The following is a 21,027-nucleotide window of genomic DNA, read 5'->3' as shown; positions in this document are numbered from 1 at the left end:
CGGGAGGATTGACCATGCTGCGGGTGTCTCGTCGGCTTGCCCTTGCGGGCGCTGCCCTAGCCCTCACCGTCGCGCCGAGCCTGATGCAGCCCCTGCAGGCTCAGGACAAGACGACGCTGTCCTTCGCCGGCGTCACCTTCTCGGAAGCCGGACGTGGCGATCGCCTGCGCGCCTGGGTCGAAAAGTTCAACAAGTCCCAGAAGAAGATCGAGGTCCAGACGCTCGGCATGCCCTTCGCGACCTTCGCGAACACCATGTTCACCCAGATGGGCGGCGGGGGCGGCCCGGACCTCATCCGCTTCGACACGATCGATTTCTACGCGGCGGTGCCGGCCGGCCGCATCCTGGCGTTCGACGACTTCATCAAGGATTCGGATTTCAAGCTCAGCGCGCCCAACGACTATCTGAAAGTCAACGGCAAGCGGTATGGGGTGGCGTTCGAGATCTCGAACTACGTGATGATGTATAACCCGGCTTTGCTGAAGGACGGGAAGGTCCCGACCACCTTCGACGAGTTGCTGACCGCCGCCAAGGCGGCGACCGGGAACGGCAACTACGGATACGCCTACCGGGCGACCATGGCGGAGCGCAACGGCTTCTGGCAGGACCTGTGCAACTACGTGTTCGGCTTCGGCGGTCGCTGGAGCGACGGGACCAACCTGACGCTGAACAGCCCCAAGGTCATCGAGGGCGTCGCCGCTTACAAGAAGATGTACGACAGCGGCGCGATCCCGAAGGGCGCGGACGCGGCGACCTACCGGCGCATGTTCTGGGAGAACAAGGTCGCGATCGAGATCGACAATGGCGGCGTGGCCGGCATCTTCAACCAGCAGGCGCCGAACCTCGCCTTCCAGGCCGCGCCCTCGCCCTTCCCGACGCGCGCCCAGGGCCTGATCCTCGCGCCGCTCACGGTCAACGCCAACACCAAAAACAAGGACGCCGCCTTCACCTTCGTGAAGTGGGCGCTTCAGCCGGAAAACCAGAAAGACCTGCAGGACATCCTGGGCGCGTCGAGCGTCGCGACCGTCGTTCCGCGCTCGCCCGAGGATCTCGCCAAGAAGCCCTGGCTCAAGGTCTATGACGACCAGACCGAGAACGCCGTGCCGCAACTGGTCGGCGGCTTCGAAGTGCGCACGCCCGAGCTGCAGCAGATCATCATCGAGCAGGTGCTCAAGGTGCTGCAGGGCGGCATGGATCCCAAGAAGGCGATGGACGAGGCCCAGGACCTCGCCGTCGCCCGGATGAAGAAATAACGCCCGGCGCCTCGACGCCTGCGTCCGTCCCCTCCGGCGGACGCAGGCCAGCCCAGGAGACCGCCATGACCCCCGGCGCCCCCATCGACAATCCCCTCGCCTTCCGCTGGACGCCCTACGCGTTCATGGCGCCCGTGGTGCTGTACCTGCTGGTCTTCGACTTCATCCCGCTGCTCAACGAACTCTATCTGAGCTTCACGTCGACCTCGCTGCTGACGCCCGCCATCCACAAATGGGTTGGCCTGGAGAACTATCGCGAGCTGTTCGGCAACACCGACTTCCTGCACTCGCTCTGGATCACGGCGGTGTACACGATCGCCTGCGTGGCGCTCGCGATCGGCATCGGGCTGGGCGCCGCGCTTCTGCTGGACGCGCCGTTCGCCGGGCGGGCCGTGGCCCGGGTTCTGGTCACCCTGCCCTGGGCGGCGCCGCCCGTGGCGGTCGCGCTGATCTTCACCTGGATCTACAACGCCCAATATGGCGTGTTCAATCACGCGCAGCGGCTGCTGGGCCTCGAGGCGTTCGAGAACTGGCTGGACACGCCGCAGCACGCGCTGGCCGCCATCCTGATCGCCACGATCTGGCAGATCTTTCCCTTCGCGTCGGTGGTCATCCTGGCCGCCCTGCAGGGCGTGCCCAAGGAGCTGCGCGAGTCGGCGGCGCTCGACGGCGCGGGCGCGTGGGACATCTTCGTCGCGGTCGTCTGGCCGACGATCCGGCCCACCGTCATGATCCTGGCGCTGTTCATCACGATCTGGTCGCTGCGCCGCTTCGACCTGATCTGGCTGATGACGCAGGGCGGCCCCATCGGCTCCACCAACACGCTCGTGATCGACCTCTACCGGCGCGCCTTCGTCTACCGGGACCTCGGCGCCGGCGCATCGGTCGGGATGGTGGGCCTGTCCATCGCCTTCGTGATCACGATGGTCCACCACCGGCTGAGCCGCCGCTACGAACTTCAGGCCAGGTGACGCCATGCCCTCCTTGCCGCTTCCCGTTCGACTGACGGCCGTCCTGTTCCTTTTGGCGCTGGCGGGGTTCCCGTTCTACTGGATGTTCGTGACCTCGCTGACGCCGTCGTCCGAGCTGTTCGCCTCGTCGCCGCGCCTGCTGCCCACCTGGAGCGAGGCGGGCGTCTATCGGGACTCGTTCAGGACCATCCCGGTCGCGACCTGGCTGCTGAACTCACTGATCGTGGCGTCCGGCACGACGGTGCTGTCGCTGGCGATCGCCCTCTTCCCGGCCTACGCGCTGTCGCGCTTCCGCTTCGCCGGCAAGGGTCTGATGGGGTTGTCGCTCTTTGCGACGCAGATGCTGCCGGAGGCCATGCTGGTGGTGCCGCTCTATGCGCTGTTCGGGCAGGTCGGCGTCCTGAACACGCTGACGGCGCTGATCCTGGCCAACACGGCCTTCACGGTGCCGGTCGTGGTGTGGATCCTGAAGGGCGCCATCGACGGCGTGCCGGAGGAGATCGAGGAGGCCGCCCGGATCGACGGCTGCAGCCAGGCGGGCGTGGTGTGGCGCATCGTGCTGCCGCTGATCGCCCCGACGCTGGCGGCCGCGTCCGTGATCGCCTTTTTCCATGGCTGGAACGAGTACGTCTTCGCCCAGACGCTGGTGTCGAGCGAGAGCCTGCGCACCGCCTCGGTCGGCCTGGCCGGCTTCGTGGGCGAACTCTCGACCCCGATCCACACGGTCATGTCCATCGCGGTGATCTACACCGCGCCGGCCATCATCTTCTACCTGTTCGTCCAGAAATACGTCGTGAGCGGGATGACCGCCGGCGGCGTGAAAGGCTAGTCCGATGAAGATCACCGCTCTCGAGACGCTGCGCACCGACGAATTCGCCAATGTGCTGTGGGTCCGCGTCCACACCGACGCGGGCGTCATCGGCCTCGGCGAGACCTTCTACGGCGCGGGCGCCGTCGAGGCGCACATCCACGACACGCTGGCGATGCGGCTTTTGGGGCGAAACCCGCTGCACATCGAGGCGATCCACCGGGAGATGCTCAACCTGCCGATGGCGCAGTCGTCCACGGGCGTCGAGCACCGCGCCGCGTCGGCGATCGACATCGCGCTCTGGGACGTGTTCGGCAAGATCTGCGGCCAGCCGGTCCACCAGATGCTGGGCGGCCTGTGCCGCGACAAGCAGCGCATCTACAACACCTGCGCGGGCTATCGGTACGTGCGGTCCAACAACATCAAGCCGGTCTCCAACTGGAACCTCGAAGGCAACGAGGGGCCCTATGAGGATCTCGTCGGCTTCATGACGCGCGCCGACGGCGTGGCCGAAAGCCTGCTGGAGAGCGGCATCTCGGCCATGAAGATCTGGCCCTTCGACCCCGCCGCACAGGAGAACCAGGGCCTCTACATCTCCGCCGAGCAGATGAAGAAGGCGATCGAGCCCTTCGAAAAGATCCGCAAGGCCGTGGGCGACCGCATGGAGATCATGGTCGAGTTCCATTCGCTGTGGAACCTGCCGGCCGCCATGCAGATCGCCCGGGCGCTCGAGCCCTACAAGCCGACCTGGTACGAAGACCCGATCCGGATGAACTCGCCGCAGGCGCTGGCCGAATACGCGGCGTCCACCAACGTGTGGGTCTGCGCCAGCGAGACGCTCGGCACGCGCTACGCCTACAAGGAGTATCTCGACCGCGGCGCCGCGCACGTGGTGATGGCCGACCTGTGCTGGACAGGGGGCCTCACGGAGGGCCGCAAGATCGCCGCCATGGCGGAGACCTATCACCGGCCCTTCGCGCCGCATGACTGCATCGGCCCGGTGGGCTTCATCGCCGCCATCCACGCCTCCTTCAGCCAGCCCAACACGCTGATCCAGGAGAGCGTGCGCGCCTTCTACACGGGCTGGTACAACGAGCTCGTCACCACCATGCCGGTGATCAAGGACGGCTATGTCTATCCCATGGAAGGGCCGGGCCTGGGCGTCGAACTCCTGCCCGCCGTGTTCGAGCGGACGGACCTCACCGTTCGCCGCAGCAGCCTGTAGGGAGGACGGACATGGGACCCGCCTTGTTCAGCCTGACGGGGCGCACCGCCCTGGTGACAGGTTCGTCGCGCGGCCTCGGCCGGGCCATCGCCGAAGGGCTCGCGGCGGCCGGCGCCTCGGTCATCATCAACGGCGTCGATCCGGAGCGCACGCGCCAGGCCGCGGCAGCGCTCGTGAAGGCCGGCTACCAGGCGGACGCGGCGGCGTTCGACGTGACCTCGGAAAACGGCATCATGGCCGCGTTCAAGGACTTCGACGCCCGCGGGATCGAGATCGACATCCTGGTCAACAACGCCGGCATCCAGTTCCGCAAGCCGATGGTCGATCTCGCCACGGAGGACTGGCGGCGGGTGATCGACACCAACCTGACCAGCGCCTTCGTGATCGGCCGTGAGGCGGCCAAGCGGATGATCCCGCGCGGCTGCGGCAAGATCATCAATATCGGCTCGCTCACCAGCGAGCTCGCCCGCGCGACGGTCGCGCCCTACACGGTGGCCAAGGGCGGCGTGAAGATGCTGACGCGCGCCATGGCGGCCGAGTGGGCGGCCCACGGCCTGCAGGCCAACGCCATCGGGCCCGGCTACATGATCACCGACATGAACCAGGCCCTGATTGACAATCCCGAGTTCGACGCCTGGGTGAAGAAGCGCACGCCCGCCGGCCGCTGGGGCAAGCCGGAGGAACTGATCGGCGCGGCCGTCTTCCTCGCCTCGCCGGCGTCCGACTACGTCAACGGGCAGATCATCTATGTCGACGGCGGCATGATCTCCGTTCTTTGAGCGGCGGTTCCGGCCAGGGCTGCGCCGAGGAGAAATGCGCATGAAAATCGTCTTTCACGGCGAGAACGCCAGGAGCTTTCGCGCCGGCATCGAGGCGCATCTCGATGGCGGCCACGAGATCGTCGACCTGTCGGATGCGCTCGCGACCGAGGCCGAGCGGGAGCGCTTCCGCACCGCCGAGGTGATCGTCGGGATCCGCCTCACGTCGTCGATGCCGCGCCCGGAGCGGCTGCGCCTCTACCAGGCTCCGGCCGCCGGCGTCGACCAGATCGACAGGAGCGCGCTGCCGCCCGGCTGCGCGCTCTGCAACGCCTTCGGCCATGAGGACGCGATCGCCGAATACGTCATGACCGCCCTCCTGCTGCGCCACGCGCCTTTGCCGGATGCGGACGCCCGGCTGCGCCGCGGCGATTGGCGCTACTGGGCCGGCCGTCCCACAGGCCTTCGGACCGAGCTCGGCGGGAGCGCCGTCGGGCTCCTCGGCTATGGCCACATCGGCAAGGCGATCGCCGCTCGCGCCAAGGCGTTCGGCATGCGGGTCACGGTCGCCAACCGGACGCAGGTCGCGGCCGGGCCGACCGTGGACGAGAGCTATGGGCTCGACGATCTCGACGCCTTCATGGGAAGCGCTGACGCCATCGTCGTCTCCCTGCCGCACACTCCCGCCACCACCGGCCTTGTCGGGACGCGGGAGCTGGCGGCCATGCGGCCGCACGGGGTGATCCTCAATGTCGGGCGAGGCCCGGTGATCGACGAGCAGGCCCTGTTCGACGCGCTGAAGAGCGGCGCCATCGGCGGCGCGGTGATCGACACCTGGTACCGATATCCCGACGCCAGGGACCAGCACCCCATGCCGGGATCCCTGCCGTTCGAGACCCTGCCCAATCTCGTGATGACGCCCCACATGTCAGGCTGGACCGAGGGGACGATCAGGCGACGCATGCAGACCATCGCCGAGAATGTCGGGCGGCTGTCGCGGGGGCAGGACCTCGTGAATCTGGTCCCGACATGAACGGACCAGATCACCCCTCGACGTGAAATCCGGATCGCGAGGCGCTCGCCAGGGCGCTGACGGTTCTGGCGGGATCGTCGGAGCGCAACGGGGCCATGGCCGCGTGTCGATGGGGCTCAACGCGGCTCCAGCGGACCGGGATCTTCCAGCTCGGCGATGAGGGCCGCCAGGAAATCCTGCACCGTCTGCGGCAGCTTGCGGCCGAGCATGGTGTGGATCTGCAGCTTGCGCTCCAGGAAGTTGGCCTCCTCGAACGGCACGAGCGCAAGGCGCCCGTCGCGGACCGCCGCGCGCGCCGACAGATAGGTCGCGAAGGTGACCGCTCCCCCAAACCGGCAGAAGTGCAGGAGGCTGGCGACATTGGTGGAGGTCAGGGCCGGCTCCAGGGAAAGGCCCTTGGTGGCGCAATAGATGTCCAGCACGCGCCGGATGGTCGCCGCGTCATCCAGGATGGCGATGGGGTGCGCGAAGATCTCCGCGATGCTCACCACGCCGCGCCCGATCAGCGGGTGATCCGGGCTGGCGAAGGCGAAGCTGGCCTTGGCGCCCTGCCACTGGATCTGAACGCCGCCCTCCGGGGAGAGGGAAAACGAGACGCCGATGTCCACCGCGCCTTCCTGGACCGCGGGGATCACATGGGCAGGCGCCATGACGTGCAGGTCGAAGACGACGTTCGGCCGCTCCGCCCGGAAAGCGTGGATCACCTCCGGCAGGAGGCTGTGCGCCATCCCCTCCGTCGCGGCGATGCGGACCATCCCGCGGCTCGCGCCCTTGAGCTGGCGGATCTCGCTGACGATCTGCTCGCTCTCCAGTGCGGCCCTCTGGGCGTAGCTCGACAACAGGCGGCCGGCATGCGTCAACGCCATCCCGCGGGATCGCCGCTCGAACAAAGGCGAGGCGACCTCCTCCTCCAGCTTGGCGATCTGCCGGCTCACCGCCGAGGCCGAGACGCGAAGCCGCTCGGCGGCCGCGTTCAGGGATCCGATGCGGGCGACCTCGAGGAAGTATCTCAGGGCGGAAGGGTGCAACGGCAGACCTCGCGTGCATTGCCGGCCAGGCAACAATCCATTCGATTCATTGTTATGGCGGCAACGTCGGACTGTTGGCAAATTCAACCCAGAGGCGCACGCGACGGGCCAGCCAGCCCTCCGGGTGGAGCCATAAAGACGACGTTTCAGGGAGCGATCATGAAGACCATGCGACGGACGGCCCTTGCGGGCCTGGCTGTGGCCGCGCTCACAGCCACGGCGACGCTCGGCCCTGCATGGGCCGGAAAGGCCGACGACACGATCCGCATGGCCTATGACCAGGCGCCCGAGAGCGTGGACCCGTTCTTCAACAATGTCCGCATCGGGGTCATCATCGGCCAGCACGTCTGGGACACGCTGGTCTATCGCGACCCGAACACCGGCGACTACAAGGGCCAGCTCGCCACGGCGTGGCGCCAGGTCGACGACCGCACGATCGAGTTCGACCTGCGCCAGGGCGTGAAGTTCCACAACGGCGAGGAGTTCGACGCCGACGACGTCGTCTATACCCTGAACTTCATCGCCAAGCCCGAGAACAAGGTCGTCACGCAGCAGAACGTCAACTGGATCGAGAAGGCCGAGAAGGTCGACAAGTACAAGGTGCGCGTGATCACCAAGAAGGTGTTCCCGGCCGCCATCGAGTACCTGGCCGGCCCGGTGGTGATCCACCCGAACGAGTATTACGAGAAGGTCGGCCCCAAGGGCCAGAACGACAAGCCGGTCGGCTCGGGCCCCTACATGGTCTCGAACTACGTTCCGGGCAAGTCGATCACGCTGGTCAAGAACCCGAACTACTTCAAGGATTCGCCCAAGCCGCAGCCCAAGATCTCCAAGATCGAGATCCGCTTCATCCCGGACCGGCAGACCCAGATGGCCGAGGCCCTCTCGGGCGGCGCCGACCTCATCATGAGCGTGCCCAAGGACCAGGCCGACCAGCTGCAGCAGGTCCCGACCCTGCAGGTCGTCTCCGGCGAAACCATGCGCATCGTGTTCATGCAGATGAACAGCCTGGACAATTCGCCCGCCCCCGCCCTGAAGGACGAGCGCGTGCGCAAGGCGATCATCCACGCCATCGACCGCGAGGCCATGGTGAAGGAGATCGTCGGCGCGGGCTCACGCGTGCTGAACACGATCTGCTTCCCGTCCCAGTTCGGCTGCACGGACGAAGGCGCGGCGCGCTACGCGTATGATCCCGCGCTGTCCAAGAAGCTCCTGGCCGAGGCTGGGTACCCGAACGGGCTCGACCTGGACATCGTCGCCTATCGCGAGCGCAACCAGACCGAGGCCATGATCGGCTATCTGAAGGCGGTCGGCATCCGCACCAACCTGCGCTTCCTCCAATACGCCGCGATGCGGGACGTGATCACCAGCGGCAAGGCGATGCTGACGCACCAGACCTGGGGCTCGTTCTCGGTCAACGACGTGTCGGCGGCCACGCCCAACTATTTCGCGTTCGCGGCCGAGGACATCACCCGCGACGCCGAGGTGCGCGACCTGCTGCTGAAGGGCAACAGCTCGGTCGACCCGCAGGTGCGCAAGGACGCCTACAAGCAGGCGCTCAAGATCATCGCCGACAAGGCCTACGCGGTCCCGCTCTATTCGCTGCCGGTCTATTACGCCGCGAACGCCGACCTGAAGTTCAAGGCCTACCCGGACGAGATGCCCCGCTTCTGGGAAATGACCTGGAAGTGAGGCGCGACCCGTCCGCCGCCGAGGCCGGCGTGACGCACACGCGGCCGGCGCAAGGGCCGGCCGACGCCGGGGGACTGTCATGATCGCCTTTATCGTGAAGCGGCTCGGGCTGGCGCTGCTGGTCGCCCTGGCGGTCTCCGCCCTCGCCTTCTTCCTGATCCGCCTCTCGGGCGACGTAGCCACCGCCATCGCCGGCGAGGGCGCGCGCCAGGAAGACCTCGACATCATCCGCCAGACCTACGGCCTCGACCGGCCGCTGGTCGTCCAGTACCTGTCGTGGCTCTGGCAGACGCTGCGGGGCGACTTCGGCACGTCGATCTACTTCAAGACCGACGTGAGCAGCCTCGTGATGGCCAAGCTGCCCGTCACCCTTCTGCTCGGCTTGACCTCGCTCCTGTTCGCGCTGGCGATCTCCGTCCCGCTCGGCGTGCTGGCCGCCGTCTACTCCAACAGCTGGATCGACCGCCTCGCGCTGGGGGTGGCCGTGGTCGGCCAGGCGCTGCCGAACTTCTTCTTCGCGCTGTGCCTGATCATGATGTTCTCCATCACGCTCCGCTGGCTGCCAGTGTCGGGCTCCTCGACCTGGCTGCACTTCGTGATGCCGACCATCGCGCTCGGCTATTACGTGGCGCCGGCCTTCATGCGGCTGATCCGCGCCGGCATGATCGAGGTGCTCTCGGCCGACTACATCCGCACGGCGCGCGCCAAGGGCCTGCCGGCCCGCACCGTGGTCTTCAAGCACGCCCTGCGCAACGCGGTCGTTCCGGTGGTCGCCCTCACGGCGGTGCAGCTCGGCTTCCTGCTCGGCGGCTCGGTGGTGATCGAGACCATCTTCGCGCTCGATGGGCTGGGCTACCTCGCCTACCAGAGCATCACCTACAAGGACTTCCCCGTGATGCAGGTGATCGTCCTGCTGCTGTCCGTGATCTACGTGCTGCTCACGCTGGCCTCCGACATCGCCAATGCATGGCTCGACCCGCGCATCCGGGTGGCCTGAGATGAGCCTCGCCCTCCCCGCTCCCTCGGCCGAGCCCTCCCGCGCCGCCCGCCTGCTGCGCCGCCTGCGTGGCCAGCACGCCTTCCTGGTCGGGGCCGGGCTGCTCCTCCTGATCACGCTCGCCGCCGTCTTCGCGCCGCTGTTGGCGCCGCACGACCCTTACCTGCAGAACCTGGCCCAGCGGACCATCCCGCCGGTCTGGTATCCGAAAGGCAGCTGGCTCCACCCGCTCGGCACGGACCAGCTCGGCCGCGACTACCTGTCCCGCCTGCTCTACGGCGCGCGGATCTCGCTCTTGATCGGGGTGAGCGTCGTCCTCATCGCCGGCCTGATCGGCACGACCATGGGCCTGCTCGCCGGCTATTTCGGCGGGCGCATGGACATGGCGATGACCTTCATCGTCACCACCCGCCTGTCGCTGCCGGTGATCCTCGTCGCGCTCGCCGTGGTGGCCATGGTGGGCGGCTCGCTGTGGATCGTCATCCTGGTGCTCGGACTGCTGAAATGGGACCGCTTCGCCGTGGTGATGCGCAGCGCCACCCAGCAGGTGCGCTCGCAGGACTATGTGGCCGCCGCCCGCGCGGCGGGGGCCTCGACGGCGCATATCGTGCTGCGCGAGGTGCTGCCCAACATCGCCCCGCAGCTCATCGTGGTGGCGACCCTGGAGGCGGCCAGCGCCATCCTGCTGGAGGCCGCCCTGTCGTTCCTGGGCCTCGGCGTGCAGCCGCCGCTGCCGTCATGGGGCCTGATGATCTCCGAGGCCAAGGCCTACATGTTCTTCTCCTTCTGGCTGATCGCCATCCCGGGCTCGGCGCTCGCTTTGCTGATCTTCGCCATCAACCTGACCGGGGACGGCCTGCGCGACGTCATTTCGCCGGATGGCCGGGGCTGACCATGACCGAGACGATTCTCGACGTGCGTGGCCTCAGCGTCGACATCGCGACCGCAGGCGGCGTCGTTCACCCGGTGCGCGACATCTCCCTCCAGGTCGAGCGCGGCAAGACGCTGTGCGTGGTCGGCGAGTCCGGGTGCGGCAAGTCCATGACGTCGCTCGCCATCATGGACCTGCTGCCCAAGGGCGCCCGCCGCCGCGCCACGACCCTGTCCTTCGCCGGAGAGGACCTGAGCCGCGCCTCGGGCAGGCGCTTCAACGCGCTGCGGGGCAACCGCATGGCCATGATCTTCCAGGAGCCCATGACGGCCCTGAACCCGGCCTACACCATCGGCGACCAACTCGCCGAGCACTACCGGCTGCACCGCCAGGCCAGCGCCGCCCAGGCGCGGGAGCGGGCCGTCTCCCTCCTCGACAAGGTCGGCATCGCCTCCCCGGGCGAGCGCCTGGGCCAGTATCCGCACCAGCTGTCCGGCGGGCTGCGCCAGCGCGTCATGATCGCCATGGCGCTGATGTGCGAGCCGGAGCTGCTGATCGCCGACGAGCCGACCACCGCGCTCGACGTCACCATCCAGGCGCAGATCCTGAGGCTGCTGGCGGACCTCCAGAAGGAGTTCGGCGTGGCGATCATGCTCATCACCCACGATCTCGGCGTGGTGGCCCGCATCGCCGACCGCGTCGCTGTGATGTATGCCGGGCAGGTCGTCGAGGAAGGCCCCGCCGCCGCCCTCTTCGACGACCCGCGCCATCCCTACACGCGCGGCCTGCTGGACTGCATCCCGGTCCCCGGCCGCACCGTCCGCGGCGGCCGCCTCGGCGCGATCCCGGGCGTGGTCCCCTCGCTGGTGGGCGATCTGCAGGGCTGCAGCTTCCGCGACCGCTGCCCGCACGCCCAACCGGTCTGCGCCGAAGATCCGCCGGCCCGCGAAGTCGACGGCCATCGCTGGCGCTGCATCCTGGAGAAGGCCGCGTGACCGCGCTCCTCACGGCGGACGCCCTCACCCGCTCCTTCGACGTGAACCAGGGCCTGTTCCGGCGCCGCCGGACCCTGCACGCCGTGAACGGCGTCTCGCTCGACATTCGCAAGGGCGAGGTGCTGGCCATCGTCGGCGAGTCCGGCTGCGGCAAGTCCACCCTGGCGCGCATGCTGCTGGGCCTCCTCCCTCCGACCGCCGGCGCCATCACGATCGAGGGCCGCGACATCCGGGAGCTGGGCCACAAGGCCGTGGCGCGGCGCGTCCAGCCCGTGTTCCAGGATCCCTATTCGTCCCTCAACCCGCGCCGCACCATCGCCTCCATCGTGGCCCTGCCGCTGGAGGTGCACCGCGTCGGCACGGCCGAGGAGCGCCGGCGCAGGGTGCTCGACATCCTCGACCGGGTGGGGCTTCCCCAGCGCTTCGCGGACCGCTACCCGCGCGAGCTCTCGGGCGGCCAGCGCCAGCGGGTCGCAATCGCCCGGGCGCTGGTGATGAATCCCGAGATCGTCATCTGCGACGAGCCCACCTCCGCCCTGGACGTCTCCGTCCAGTCGCAGATCCTGAACCTGCTGATGGACCTGCAGAGGGAACTCGGCCTCACCTATGTGTTCATCAGCCACAACCTGGCCGTGGTGGAGCACATCGCGACCCGCGTGGCGGTGATGTATCTCGGGCGCGTCGTCGAGCTGGCGGACACGGACAGCCTCTTTCGCGACCCGCGCCACCCCTACACGCAGGCGCTCCTCGCCTCGGTGCTGACGCCCGAGCCGGGGCTCGGCCTGCCGGACACCCATCTCGGCGTCGCCTTCCCCGATCCGCTCAACCCGCCGCCGGGCTGCGCCTTCCACCCGCGCTGCCCACGCCGCTTCGAGCCTTGCGACGCGGTCATGCCCGCGCTGCTGCGCGACCCGGGCGGCGAGAACGCCGTCGCCTGCCACCTGCATGCGCCGCCCCCGGCGGGCGTCGCCCTTCCCAAGACCAAGAGCTGACGAGGAAACGCCCATGTCCCGCGAAGACGCCATCGCCCGCGCCGAGCGCTATTTCACCTCAGGCGGATTCAAGGCCGACCTCGCCCGCCTGGTCGCGATGCCGACCGAGAGCCAGAACCCCGCACGCGCCGACACGCTCGTGGCCTATGTGGAGAAGGAGATGCGCCCGCTGCTGGAGGGCCTCGGCTTCACCTGCAGGACGCTGACCCACCGGGCCGCCAAGGGCCCCTTCCTGTATGCCGAGCGCATCGAGGATCCCGCCCTCCCCACGGTGCTCGGGTACGGCCACGGCGACGTGATCCGCGGCCTCGACAAGGACTGGAGCGAGGGCCTGTCCCCCTGGACGCTGACCGAGGTCGGCGACCGCTGGTACGGCCGCGGCGTGGTGGACAACAAGGGCCAGCACATCATCAACATCGAGGCCCTGCGGGCCGTGCTGGAGACGCGCGGCGCGCTCGGCTTCAACGCCAAATACCTGATCGAGATGGGCGAGGAGATGGGCTCGCCCGGCCTGCGCGACCTCTGCGCCGAGCAGAAGGAGTTGCTCAAGGCCGACATGCTGATCGCCTCCGACGGCCCGCGCCTGAACGCCGAGCGGCCGACCATCTTCCTGGGCTCGCGCGGCGGCGTCACCTTCGACATGACCATCGAATCCCGCGAGGGCGGCCACCACTCGGGCAACTGGGGCGGCATCCTCTCCGACCCGGCCATCCAGCTGGCGCACGCCATCAGCACGATCGTCTCGCCCACCGGACAGATCCGCATTCACGAGTGGGTGCCCAAGGAGCTGCCGGCCGCCGTGCGGCGCGTGCTGGCCGACTGCGAGATCGACGGCGGCCCGGACGGGCCGACCATCGATCCCGACTGGGGCGAGCCCGGCCTGAGCCCGGCCGAGCAGGTCTTCGGCTGGTGCTCCTTCGACGTGCTCGCCATGAAGGCCGGCAACCCGGAGACGCCGGTCAACGCCGTGCCGCCCAGCGCCTGGGCCCGCTGCCAGCTCCGCTTCGTGGTCGGCATCGACCCGGACGAGGCGCTGCCGGCGCTGCGCCGCCACCTCGACCGCCACGGCTTCCCCATGGTGACGATCGCCAAGAGCCGCGACGAGATCTTCCACGCCACCCGCCTGGACCCGGACGACCCCTGGGTGACGTGGGCGGTGGCTTCTCTCGCCCGCACCACCGGCAAGAAGCCGGCGCTGCTCCCCAATCTGGGGGGCTCGCTGCCCAACGACATCTTCTCGGAGGTGCTGGGGCTTCGCACCATCTGGGTGCCCCACTCCTATCCCGGCTGCTCCCAGCATGCGCCCAACGAGCACCTGCCGGTGGCCATCGCGCGGGAAGGCCTCCAGGTCATGGCCGGCCTGTATTGGGATCTCGGCGGCGGCGACACGCCTGCGCTCTGAGGCGGGGGCGGCTCGAGACACACTGAGCGCGGCCGCGTCAGGGTCGAACATGAGCCGCCCTTACCGCAGGCGGCGCCGATGCGCGGGGAGACGGCGGGGCGCAACCTTTCACCCTGTCAGGCTTTAGATCGTGCAGGACCGCAGTCTCCAGCGAGAGCGCCATGCCAAAGCCCGTCGTCGTGACGATCTCCCACGCCCTGGGTCGCGAACAAGCCGTGGAACGCCTGCGAGAGCGCATCGGGGCGATCCGCCAGGCGCTGGGCCAATATCGCGTCGTCATGGTGAAGGACGAGTGGGCCGGCGATCGGCTCAATCTCGGGCTGAGCGCGCTCGGCCAGACGGTTCAGGGGATCGTGGACGTCAAGGACGACCACGTCCGCATCGAGGTCCAGCTCCCCTGGCTTCTCGCGGCGTTCGCCGATCGCCTTCAGGCCCTGGTGCGCGAGAAAGGGCCTGCTCTTCTCGGGCCGCCGGGGAAACGCGACTAGCCGGGCGGCCGCCCAGGAAGGCGCCGCAGCCGGCCCCCTCGCCCCGGCACGGGGAGAGGGTTGGGGTGAGGGGTGGCGGGTCTCCCCTCATCCGACCTCGCTGCACTCGGCTGCGTTCTCCCTGTGGGGAACGCGCGTTTATCTCCGCAGCCTTTCGGCCCGGAGTGTCGGAGGGCGGCGCGGAGCGGCGTCGCTGGGGACCCCACGGCGAGTGGGGTAGGTGGATAGTGAAGCCGGGAGGCCGCCAGGCCCCGCCGCTCCGCGCGCAGCGTTTGAGGATGAAAGGAAGATCCCGGGGCGCTTTCAGCCCCTTCGCGCTTCGCTGGTCGGACCTTCGGTTCCATCCGCCGCCTCGACCGGGTCGTGAGCCCGATGTCGACGGCCGCCGCCCCCGATCCACATCCGTCACGCTGCAGACGCCCCTCCGTGGACCGGAGCATGAACAGGGTTATAGGAATTTTATCCGATTGTCAAGCGATGGGCTCTGACGCCGTTCGGCCCCTCATCCGGCCCTTCGGGCCACCTTCTCCCCGTGCCGGGCAGAAGGGCGTCATCCCCGGCGGCGCGCAGCGCCGGGAAGGGGATCCAGGAGGGTTGGGACGAGCACGCATTTCGCCTGGCCTTTCTGGATCCCCTTCCCGCGCCTGCGGCGCGCCGGGGATGACGGGGGTCGTTTCATGCTTACTCCCCTATCCTGAGGAGCATCGCCTCGTGGCTTTCGCGCTCTAGTCGCCCTAGACTCGGCGCGGCGGATTCAAGAGGTCGGACGACCATGCATATCGGTCTCATCGGCGGCATCGGCGTCGCAGCCACCGTCGTCTATTACCAGCGCCTGGTCGCGCGAGTCGCCGCACAGGGTGGAAAAAGGCTCGACCTGACCATCGCGCATGGCGACATCAATGAGTTGATCCGCAACAACCTGGCCGACCGGCGGGACGAGCAGGCCTTGGCTTTCCTTCCCCTCGTCGAGAGGCTGAAGGCCGCCGGATGCTCATGCTTCGCGCTCACGTCGCTCGGGGCCCATTTCTGCGCGAAGGAACTGGCCGCCCTCGCCCCGCTGCCGATGGTGTCCGGCGTGGCGCCGCTGGACGACTCCTTCGCAGCCAGCGGCATCCGCAGGGTCGGGCTTCTGGGCACGCGCGTCGTCATGCGCACCCGGCTTTACGGGCAACTCGCGCGGACGGAGGCGCTCGCGCTGGACGACGAGATCGAGGAGCTCGGCCAGATGTACCAGGACGTCGCAGTCGCGGGGACATGCACGGCAGCCCAGCGGAGCGCCTTCCTGGACGCAGGCCGGCGAATGATGGCGCAGGGCGCAGAGGCGATCGTGCTCGCCGGGACGGACCTCAACCTGGCGTTCGATGGGCAGGACGCGGGCTATCCGGTCATCGACGCCCTGGACGTCCATGTCGATCTCCTGGCGGACCTCGCCCTGGATCGGACGACGATCCCGGCGCAGGCGCAGGATTGAGCCCAGCGCGCGCGCCGGCGCGTCATCGCTCCCAATAGGGTGGATCCCCAAAGGCCCGACGCAGACAATCGGCGAAGGCGCGCAGTTTCGCCGAGGGGCGGCGGCCTTCCGCGTGCGCCAGGTGGATGAATTCGGTTTCCGGCTGGACGCCGACATCGACGACGTTCAGATGAGCGCTTTGAATATCGGCGTAGACGATGAACCGCGGCAGGAGCGCGATGCCGAGGCCCGCCAGGGCGGCATCGCGCATCATGTCGCCGTTGTTGACGCGCAGCGCGGAGCGTCCGCGCACGCTGACCGGTCCGCGGGGCGTGTGGAACCGCCAGTCGGCGGCGCCCCTGTTGGTGTAGAAGATCCCGGCATGCCCCTCGAGGTCGGCCATCGATTGCGGCGCCCCATGCCTTGCGAGGTAGTCGGGCGACGCGACGAGCGCCCGGCGACTCGGCGCCAGCGTCCAGACGACCAGGCGCGATTCTGCGATGGGTCCATGCCGCAGCACCGCGTCGTAGCGATCGGAGCTGACCTCGGCGCGGCGGTCGTCGAGGTCGAGCGTCATTTCGATCTCGGGATGCCGGGCCAGAAACGGGTAGATCGCGGGCCCGAGGTGCAAGCGTCCAAACGTGACCGGCGCCGAAATCCTAAGCGGTCCCACGAGGGCGCCCCGGCGCTCCGTCATGGCAGCCTCCGCCTCCTCGACCTCGCGGACGATGCGCGCCGCGCGCGCGAGGAAGGCGGCTCCGTCTTCGGTGAGCGTGAGCCGGCGGGCGCTGCGGTGGACAAGGCTCGCGCCCAATGCGCGCTCCAACTCGGCCAGCCGGTCGCTCACCACGGACTTGGACAAACTCTGGCGCCGCGCCGCCTCGCTGAGCGAGCCGGCTTCTGCGATCGCGACGAAGGTCGCGATGCTGTCGAGCTTCAACATCGTTCGGAATGTCCGGACCATAGTTTCGCTGGCCGGAGGCTAATCCGAACGCCTCGGCGATGCTACGGTCCGCTTCGCTGATGACGCCCAACGTGGCGTGGCGGATCGCCCGTCCCGGGGCCAGGAGCCCCCCATGTGGAAATTCGCTTCGATCCTCGTCCCGCTCGCCCTGGGAACGCCGGCCGTCGCACAGGTTCCGGACTATCCGGCGTCCTTCAGAGTGCAGGAGATCGCGAACGGCGATGTTCAGATTCACGTCCGCGTCGGTGGCCAGGGACCCGCGGTCGTCCTGCTGCACGGCTATGGCGAGACCGGCGACATGTGGGCCCCGCTCGCCGCCGATCTCGCGCGGGATCATACGGTGGTCGCGCCCGATCTGCGCGGCCTCGGCCTGTCGTCCAAGCCGGCCTCCGGTTTCGACAAGAAGACGCAGGCCGGGGACGTCGCCGCCGTGCTCTCGGCGCTCAAGATCGAGAGCGTCGATCTGGTGACCCACGACATCGGCAACATGGTCGGCTTCGCGTTTGCGGCGCAGCACCCGCAGCGCGTCCGCCGCTTCGCCCTGATCGACGCGCCGGTGCCTGGCGTCGGCCCGTGGGAAGAGATCCTGAAGAACCCGCTGCTCTGGCATTTCCGCTTCGGCGGCCCGGACATGGAAAGGCTCGTGGCGGGTCGCGAACGCATCTATCTCGACCGCTTCTGGAACGAGTTCTCGGCGACGCCGAGCCGGTTCTCGGAGGCGTCGCGCGAGCACTACGCCAAACTGTATGCGCTGCCCGGGGCGATGCGTTCGGGGTTCGCCCAATTCGCCGCCTTCGATCAGGACGCGATCGACAACCGCGCCTATCTGGCGGCGGGCGGCAAGCTGACCATGCCGGTGCTGGCGATCGGAGGCGAGAAATCCTTCGGCGCGGGGATGGCGGCGACGCTGCGCGGCGCGGCGACCGACGTGACCGAAGGCGTCATCCCGGACTCCGGCCACTGGATCATGGAGGAGAACCCGCAAGCGACCGTCGCGATGGTCCGCGCCTTCCTCGACAAAGGACGCTGATCCAGGCTCACGCCGATGCGCCTGGGGGTTGCGAGCCCCCGGCGCGCCCTCTTGATCAGGCGAGCATCTGCGTGTCGCCGCAGATAGAGATCGCCTGGCCGGAGACGGTGCGGCACCGCGGGCTGGCCAGGAAGACGATGTGGTCGGCCAGCTGCTGCGGCGTCACATAGTCCTTGATCGAGGTGTAGGAGAAGGCGATCGCCTCCATCTCGGCGAAGCCGACGCCGCGTTGCTGCGCCTTGGCCTCCAGCACCCGGCGCTGGCGATCGCCCGCCACGAGGCCGGGCAGGATGGCGTTGACCCTGACCCCGTCGCCGCCAAGCTCGATCGCCAGGGACTTGGTGAAGCCGATCACGCCCCATTTGGCCGCCGCATAGGGCGCCCGCATGGCGAAGCCCAGGCGCCCGGCCAGCGAGGAGAGATTCACGATCGAGCCGTTCGGGCTCTGGCGCAGATGCGGCGCCGCGAGCCGGGCGCAGTTGAACTGGCCGGTGAGGCAGACCGCGAGGCAGCGGTCCCAGTCCTCGGGGTTGATATCGTCGACCTTGCCGGTCGGGCCCGCGACGCCGGCGTTGTTGACCAGCGTGTCGAGGCCCCCGAGCGCGCCCAGCGCGTCGTCGAACATCCTCGCCACCGAGGCGCGGTCCGCCACGTCGCACAGCGACCGGGTGAGCGCCGGGTCGGACGTCGCCAAAGCGTCGAGCGCCGCCTCGTCGACGTCGCACACATGCACCCTGGCGCCCTCGCGCACGAAGGCGCGGGCGATCTCGAGGCCGATGCCGTTGGCGCCGGCCGTCACCAGCACGCGCAAGCCGTTGATGCCCAGGTCCATGACGTTGTCTCCCGCCTTGCGTCTCGTTTGGGTCAGGGCGCCAGCGCGCCCCGGCTGATGATGAAGTCGGCCGCGCCCGTGATGTCGGCCGCGATCGCGGCGCGGGCCGCGTCGCCGTCGCGGCGCCGGATGGCGGCCAGCGCGTCGGCGTGGAAGCGCACGGCTCCGCCCTCCCGCAGGCGCTCGGGACTGGCGCGCAGGTCGAGGTTGAGCACCGGCCCGGCCTTCAGCCACAGGCCGCGGATGATCTCCACCAGCAGCGGCGAAGCGGCCGCCGCGTAGACGGCGAAGTGGAAGTCCTTGTTGAGGCCCACCGAGAGCCCCGCATCCGGGTCGGGCAGCGTGCTCTGGCGGCGGAAGGCCGCCTCGACCGCTCCGATCTGGAGGAGGTCGCCGTCGGTGCGCAGCCGGGCGGCCTCGGCCGCCGCATGTCCCTCGATGGCGATGCGGACCCCCGCGAGATCCCGGAACTGGGCGACGCTCATCACCGGCACGCGCACCGAGCGATTGGGCGTCACCTCCAGCGCCCGATCCGCCACCAAGCGGCTCACGGCTTCCCGCACCGGCATCATCGACACGCCGAGCGCGCTGGCGGCGCTGCGCAGCGACACTTTTTCGCCCGGCGCCAGACGCCCGGACACCAGCAGGTCGCAGAGCTGCGCATAGGCGCGCTCACCCAGCGTCTGCCGTTCCAGAGGCTCGATCTCGACAAGGGCCGCCGGACGATTCACGCGCAAGTCCTGGCTCGACGCCAGCCTCAAACAGGGCTGGACAGTTGGCTTCCGACGCGTCAGGCTAACTGTGATCACAGATCACGGCAAGGCGCGAACAGGCTCCGGCAGAGGGCCGCCCGCCGGATCGGACGATCAAGGAAACGCTTCGACGAAGACGTCGCAGGAGGATTGCACCATGGACAACCGTGTTCCGCTGTCGCGCCGCGGCCTGCTGAAGAGCGCCGGCGGGGTCGCCCTGCTCGCGGGCGTCGGCGCCCCGGCCATCGTCCGCGCCCAGAGCGAGGCGATCAGGATCGGGCATCTCACGCCCCGGACGGGATTTCTCGGGCCGCTCGGCGAATACGGCGTGATGGCCATCGACCTCGCCGTCGAGGAGCTGAACGCGGCGGGCGGGATCAACGGCCGCAAGATCGAGCTCCTGAAGGAAGATTCGGTGAACCCGCAGACGGCCTCCACCAAGGCCGAGCGCATGATCGAGCGCGACAAGGTCGCCTGCATCATTGGCGAGATTTCATCCGCCTCCTGCCTGACCATCGCCCAGGTGGCCCAGCGCAACAAGACGCTCTACGTCAACACCGGCGGCAACTCGGACGCGCTGCGCGGCGCCGACTGCAAGAAGTTCATGTTCCACGTCGAGTCGCAGAACTCGATGTATGTGAAGTCGGTCGGCCGCTCGTTCCTCGCGGCCGGGCTCGTAAAGGGCAAATCCTGGTATTCGCTGACGGCCGACTACGCGTTCGGCCATGACCTACTGAAGGTCGCCAAGCGGTTCATGGAAGGAAACGGAGGCAAGTTCGCGGGCGACGAGCTGGTGCCCACGGACGCGACGGATTTCTCGGCCTACCTCCTGAAGATCCGCAGCGCCAAGCCGGACCTCGTGGTGCTGAACCTCGCCGGCAACCAGATCACCAACTTCCTGAAGCAATACGCCGAGTTCGGCCTCACTTTCCCGGTCGGCGGCTTCGGCTTCGACACGGCGCTCGCCTGGGCGGCCGGCAAGGGCAACTTCGTCGGCACCTGGCCGGTGGTCTGGCACCACCTTATCGACACCCCCGGCACCAAGGCCTTCGTGGGGGCGTTCACGAAAAAATACGGCAAGCCGCCTGAGAACCAGGCCTGGGGCGACTACATCGCCATGAAGATCGTCGCCCAGAGCATGAACGAGCTGAAGACGCCCGACAGCTCCAAGCTCATCGAGCACTGGGAGAAGGGCGCGAAGTTCGACCTTCTCAAGACGCGCCCGGGCTACTTCCGCGCCTCCGACCACCAGCTCATGCACGAGATGTACGCCGTCACGGCCTTGCCGGCGGACCAGGTGAAGAACCAGTGGGACATCTTCACCTCCACGGGCCCGGTGCCCGGGCCGAACGAGGATCTCGAGGTCATCGCGTCCACCAAGGACGAGGCGACCTGCACGTTCTCGTAGCTCGCGCGCCCCATGGGACGGCGACGGGCGGCATGCCGGTCGCCGCCTGGCGCCCCCTCCCCCGCGGCGACGGGCCAG

20 protein-coding genes are annotated in these 21,027 nt (G+C 68.5%); 16 read left to right on the top strand and 4 right to left on the bottom strand.

What is annotated here, in order from left to right; genetic code table 11:
• The first annotated feature begins 14 nt into the window (after positions 1 to 14).
• The 6 genes from ABEG18_RS09095 to ABEG18_RS09070 all read left to right on the top strand — a co-directional run bounded on the left by ABEG18_RS09095 (position 15) and on the right by ABEG18_RS09070 (position 6,048).
• Positions 15 to 1,253 carry an ABC transporter substrate-binding protein gene (locus ABEG18_RS09095; RefSeq protein WP_406857742.1) on the top strand — a complete coding sequence of 413 codons (1,239 nt, stop codon included), beginning with the start codon at positions 15 to 17 and terminating at the stop codon, positions 1,251 to 1,253.
• Between the two features lie 65 nt (positions 1,254 to 1,318).
• Positions 1,319 to 2,224 carry a carbohydrate ABC transporter permease gene (locus ABEG18_RS09090; RefSeq protein ID WP_406857741.1) on the top strand — a complete coding sequence of 302 codons (906 nt, stop codon included), beginning with the start codon at positions 1,319 to 1,321 and terminating at the stop codon, positions 2,222 to 2,224.
• A gap of 4 nt (positions 2,225 to 2,228) precedes the next feature.
• Positions 2,229 to 3,053: a carbohydrate ABC transporter permease gene (locus ABEG18_RS09085; protein ID WP_406857740.1), complete on the top strand. Its 825-nt coding sequence runs from the start codon at positions 2,229 to 2,231 to the stop codon at positions 3,051 to 3,053.
• A gap of 4 nt (positions 3,054 to 3,057) precedes the next feature.
• Positions 3,058 to 4,257, top strand: coding sequence for a mandelate racemase/muconate lactonizing enzyme family protein (locus ABEG18_RS09080; RefSeq protein WP_406857739.1), 1,200 nt, complete (start codon positions 3,058 to 3,060; stop codon positions 4,255 to 4,257).
• 11 nt (positions 4,258 to 4,268) lie between these two features.
• Positions 4,269 to 5,036 carry an SDR family oxidoreductase gene (locus ABEG18_RS09075; protein ID WP_406857738.1) on the top strand — a complete coding sequence of 256 codons (768 nt, stop codon included), beginning with the start codon at positions 4,269 to 4,271 and terminating at the stop codon, positions 5,034 to 5,036.
• 40 nt (positions 5,037 to 5,076) lie between these two features.
• Entirely contained in the window at positions 5,077 to 6,048 is a 972-nt protein-coding gene (locus ABEG18_RS09070) for a 2-hydroxyacid dehydrogenase (protein WP_406857737.1), read from the top strand.
• Positions 6,049 to 6,164: 116 nt separating this feature from the next.
• Here the strand turns inward: ABEG18_RS09070 and ABEG18_RS09065 are convergent, their stop codons facing one another.
• On the bottom strand, positions 6,165 to 7,076 hold the full coding sequence (locus ABEG18_RS09065) for a LysR family transcriptional regulator (protein WP_406857736.1): 912 nt from the start codon (positions 7,074 to 7,076) through the stop codon (positions 6,165 to 6,167).
• 159 nt (positions 7,077 to 7,235) lie between these two features.
• Here ABEG18_RS09065 and ABEG18_RS09060 point away from each other — a divergent pair, with 159 nt between their 5' ends.
• The 8 genes from ABEG18_RS09060 to ABEG18_RS09025 all read left to right on the top strand — a co-directional run bounded on the left by ABEG18_RS09060 (position 7,236) and on the right by ABEG18_RS09025 (position 15,984).
• Positions 7,236 to 8,768, top strand: coding sequence for an ABC transporter substrate-binding protein (locus ABEG18_RS09060; RefSeq protein WP_406857735.1), 1,533 nt, complete (start codon positions 7,236 to 7,238; stop codon positions 8,766 to 8,768).
• Between the two features lie 79 nt (positions 8,769 to 8,847).
• Entirely contained in the window at positions 8,848 to 9,765 is a 918-nt protein-coding gene (locus ABEG18_RS09055; RefSeq protein WP_406857734.1) for an ABC transporter permease, read from the top strand.
• 1 nt (position 9,766) lies between these two features.
• Entirely contained in the window at positions 9,767 to 10,657 is an 891-nt protein-coding gene (locus ABEG18_RS09050) for an ABC transporter permease (protein WP_406857733.1), read from the top strand.
• 2 nt (positions 10,658 to 10,659) lie between these two features.
• Complete coding sequence (locus ABEG18_RS09045; protein WP_406857732.1) at positions 10,660 to 11,631, top strand: ABC transporter ATP-binding protein; 972 nt, start codon at positions 10,660 to 10,662, stop codon at positions 11,629 to 11,631.
• Entirely contained in the window at positions 11,628 to 12,623 is a 996-nt protein-coding gene (locus tag ABEG18_RS09040) for an ABC transporter ATP-binding protein (protein WP_406857731.1), read from the top strand. Before ABEG18_RS09045 ends, ABEG18_RS09040 begins: the two co-directional genes overlap by 4 nt.
• 13 nt (positions 12,624 to 12,636) lie before the next feature.
• The gene (locus ABEG18_RS09035; RefSeq protein WP_406857730.1) at positions 12,637 to 14,025 is read left to right on the top strand and encodes a M20 family metallopeptidase; all 1,389 of its coding nucleotides are present in this window, start codon (positions 12,637 to 12,639) and stop codon (positions 14,023 to 14,025) included.
• Between the two features lie 161 nt (positions 14,026 to 14,186).
• Positions 14,187 to 14,513 carry a polyhydroxyalkanoic acid system family protein gene (locus tag ABEG18_RS09030; protein WP_406857729.1) on the top strand — a complete coding sequence of 109 codons (327 nt, stop codon included), beginning with the start codon at positions 14,187 to 14,189 and terminating at the stop codon, positions 14,511 to 14,513.
• 772 nt (positions 14,514 to 15,285) lie between these two features.
• The gene (locus tag ABEG18_RS09025) at positions 15,286 to 15,984 is read left to right on the top strand and encodes an aspartate/glutamate racemase family protein (RefSeq protein ID WP_406857728.1); all 699 of its coding nucleotides are present in this window, start codon (positions 15,286 to 15,288) and stop codon (positions 15,982 to 15,984) included.
• A gap of 22 nt (positions 15,985 to 16,006) precedes the next feature.
• Here the strand turns inward: ABEG18_RS09025 and ABEG18_RS09020 are convergent, their stop codons facing one another.
• The gene (locus tag ABEG18_RS09020) at positions 16,007 to 16,906 is read right to left on the bottom strand and encodes a LysR family transcriptional regulator (RefSeq protein WP_406857727.1); all 900 of its coding nucleotides are present in this window, start codon (positions 16,904 to 16,906) and stop codon (positions 16,007 to 16,009) included.
• Between the two features lie 133 nt (positions 16,907 to 17,039).
• Between ABEG18_RS09020 and ABEG18_RS09015 the strand changes: the two genes are divergently transcribed.
• A complete protein-coding gene (locus ABEG18_RS09015) occupies positions 17,040 to 17,957 on the top strand; it encodes an alpha/beta fold hydrolase (protein WP_406857726.1) in 918 nt (305 codons plus the stop codon).
• Positions 17,958 to 18,012: 55 nt separating this feature from the next.
• Here the strand turns inward: ABEG18_RS09015 and ABEG18_RS09010 are convergent, their stop codons facing one another.
• Both ABEG18_RS09010 and ABEG18_RS09005 read right to left on the bottom strand, forming a co-directional pair.
• Positions 18,013 to 18,789 carry an SDR family oxidoreductase gene (locus ABEG18_RS09010; protein WP_406857725.1) on the bottom strand — a complete coding sequence of 259 codons (777 nt, stop codon included), beginning with the start codon at positions 18,787 to 18,789 and terminating at the stop codon, positions 18,013 to 18,015.
• Positions 18,790 to 18,821: 32 nt separating this feature from the next.
• On the bottom strand, positions 18,822 to 19,520 hold the full coding sequence (locus tag ABEG18_RS09005; protein WP_406857724.1) for a GntR family transcriptional regulator: 699 nt from the start codon (positions 19,518 to 19,520) through the stop codon (positions 18,822 to 18,824).
• Between the two features lie 178 nt (positions 19,521 to 19,698).
• Between ABEG18_RS09005 and ABEG18_RS09000 the strand changes: the two genes are divergently transcribed.
• Positions 19,699 to 20,949 (top strand): ABC transporter substrate-binding protein, encoded by a 1,251-nt coding sequence (locus ABEG18_RS09000; RefSeq protein ID WP_406857723.1) that lies wholly within the window; start codon positions 19,699 to 19,701, stop codon positions 20,947 to 20,949.
• Positions 20,950 to 21,027 lie beyond the last annotated feature (78 nt).

Source organism: Alsobacter sp. KACC 23698 (assembly GCF_045348435.1).
In the GTDB taxonomy this organism is placed as follows: Bacteria; Pseudomonadota; Alphaproteobacteria; order Rhizobiales; family Beijerinckiaceae; genus Alsobacter.
The sequence above is the reverse complement of the archived record's forward strand: the minus strand, read 5'-3'. Positions and strand labels throughout refer to the sequence as shown.

What these genes read in the sequence shown, in the direction of transcription:
- ABEG18_RS09035 (WP_406857730.1), top strand. Translation starts at nt 12,637, where the DNA reads ATGTCCCGCGAAGACGCCATCGCCCGCGCCGAGCGCTATTTCACCTCA.
- ABEG18_RS09025 (WP_406857728.1), top strand. Translation starts at nt 15,286, where the DNA reads ATGCATATCGGTCTCATCGGCGGCATCGGCGTCGCAGCCACCGTCGTC.
- ABEG18_RS09095 (WP_406857742.1), top strand. Translation starts at nt 15, where the DNA reads ATGCTGCGGGTGTCTCGTCGGCTTGCCCTTGCGGGCGCTGCCCTAGCC.
- ABEG18_RS09070 (WP_406857737.1), top strand. Translation starts at nt 5,077, where the DNA reads ATGAAAATCGTCTTTCACGGCGAGAACGCCAGGAGCTTTCGCGCCGGC.
- ABEG18_RS09075 (WP_406857738.1), top strand. Translation starts at nt 4,269, where the DNA reads ATGGGACCCGCCTTGTTCAGCCTGACGGGGCGCACCGCCCTGGTGACA.
- ABEG18_RS09045 (WP_406857732.1), top strand. Translation starts at nt 10,660, where the DNA reads ATGACCGAGACGATTCTCGACGTGCGTGGCCTCAGCGTCGACATCGCG.
- ABEG18_RS09015 (WP_406857726.1), top strand. Translation starts at nt 17,040, where the DNA reads ATGTGGAAATTCGCTTCGATCCTCGTCCCGCTCGCCCTGGGAACGCCG.
- ABEG18_RS09055 (WP_406857734.1), top strand. Translation starts at nt 8,848, where the DNA reads ATGATCGCCTTTATCGTGAAGCGGCTCGGGCTGGCGCTGCTGGTCGCC.
- ABEG18_RS09090 (WP_406857741.1), top strand. Translation starts at nt 1,319, where the DNA reads ATGACCCCCGGCGCCCCCATCGACAATCCCCTCGCCTTCCGCTGGACG.
- ABEG18_RS09080 (WP_406857739.1), top strand. Translation starts at nt 3,058, where the DNA reads ATGAAGATCACCGCTCTCGAGACGCTGCGCACCGACGAATTCGCCAAT.
- ABEG18_RS09060 (WP_406857735.1), top strand. Translation starts at nt 7,236, where the DNA reads ATGAAGACCATGCGACGGACGGCCCTTGCGGGCCTGGCTGTGGCCGCG.
- ABEG18_RS09020 (WP_406857727.1), bottom strand. Translation starts at nt 16,906, where the DNA reads ATGTTGAAGCTCGACAGCATCGCGACCTTCGTCGCGATCGCAGAAGCC.
- ABEG18_RS09085 (WP_406857740.1), top strand. Translation starts at nt 2,229, where the DNA reads ATGCCCTCCTTGCCGCTTCCCGTTCGACTGACGGCCGTCCTGTTCCTT.
- ABEG18_RS09010 (WP_406857725.1), bottom strand. Translation starts at nt 18,789, where the DNA reads ATGGACCTGGGCATCAACGGCTTGCGCGTGCTGGTGACGGCCGGCGCC.
- ABEG18_RS09000 (WP_406857723.1), top strand. Translation starts at nt 19,699, where the DNA reads ATGGACAACCGTGTTCCGCTGTCGCGCCGCGGCCTGCTGAAGAGCGCC.
- ABEG18_RS09050 (WP_406857733.1), top strand. Translation starts at nt 9,767, where the DNA reads ATGAGCCTCGCCCTCCCCGCTCCCTCGGCCGAGCCCTCCCGCGCCGCC.
- ABEG18_RS09030 (WP_406857729.1), top strand. Translation starts at nt 14,187, where the DNA reads ATGCCAAAGCCCGTCGTCGTGACGATCTCCCACGCCCTGGGTCGCGAA.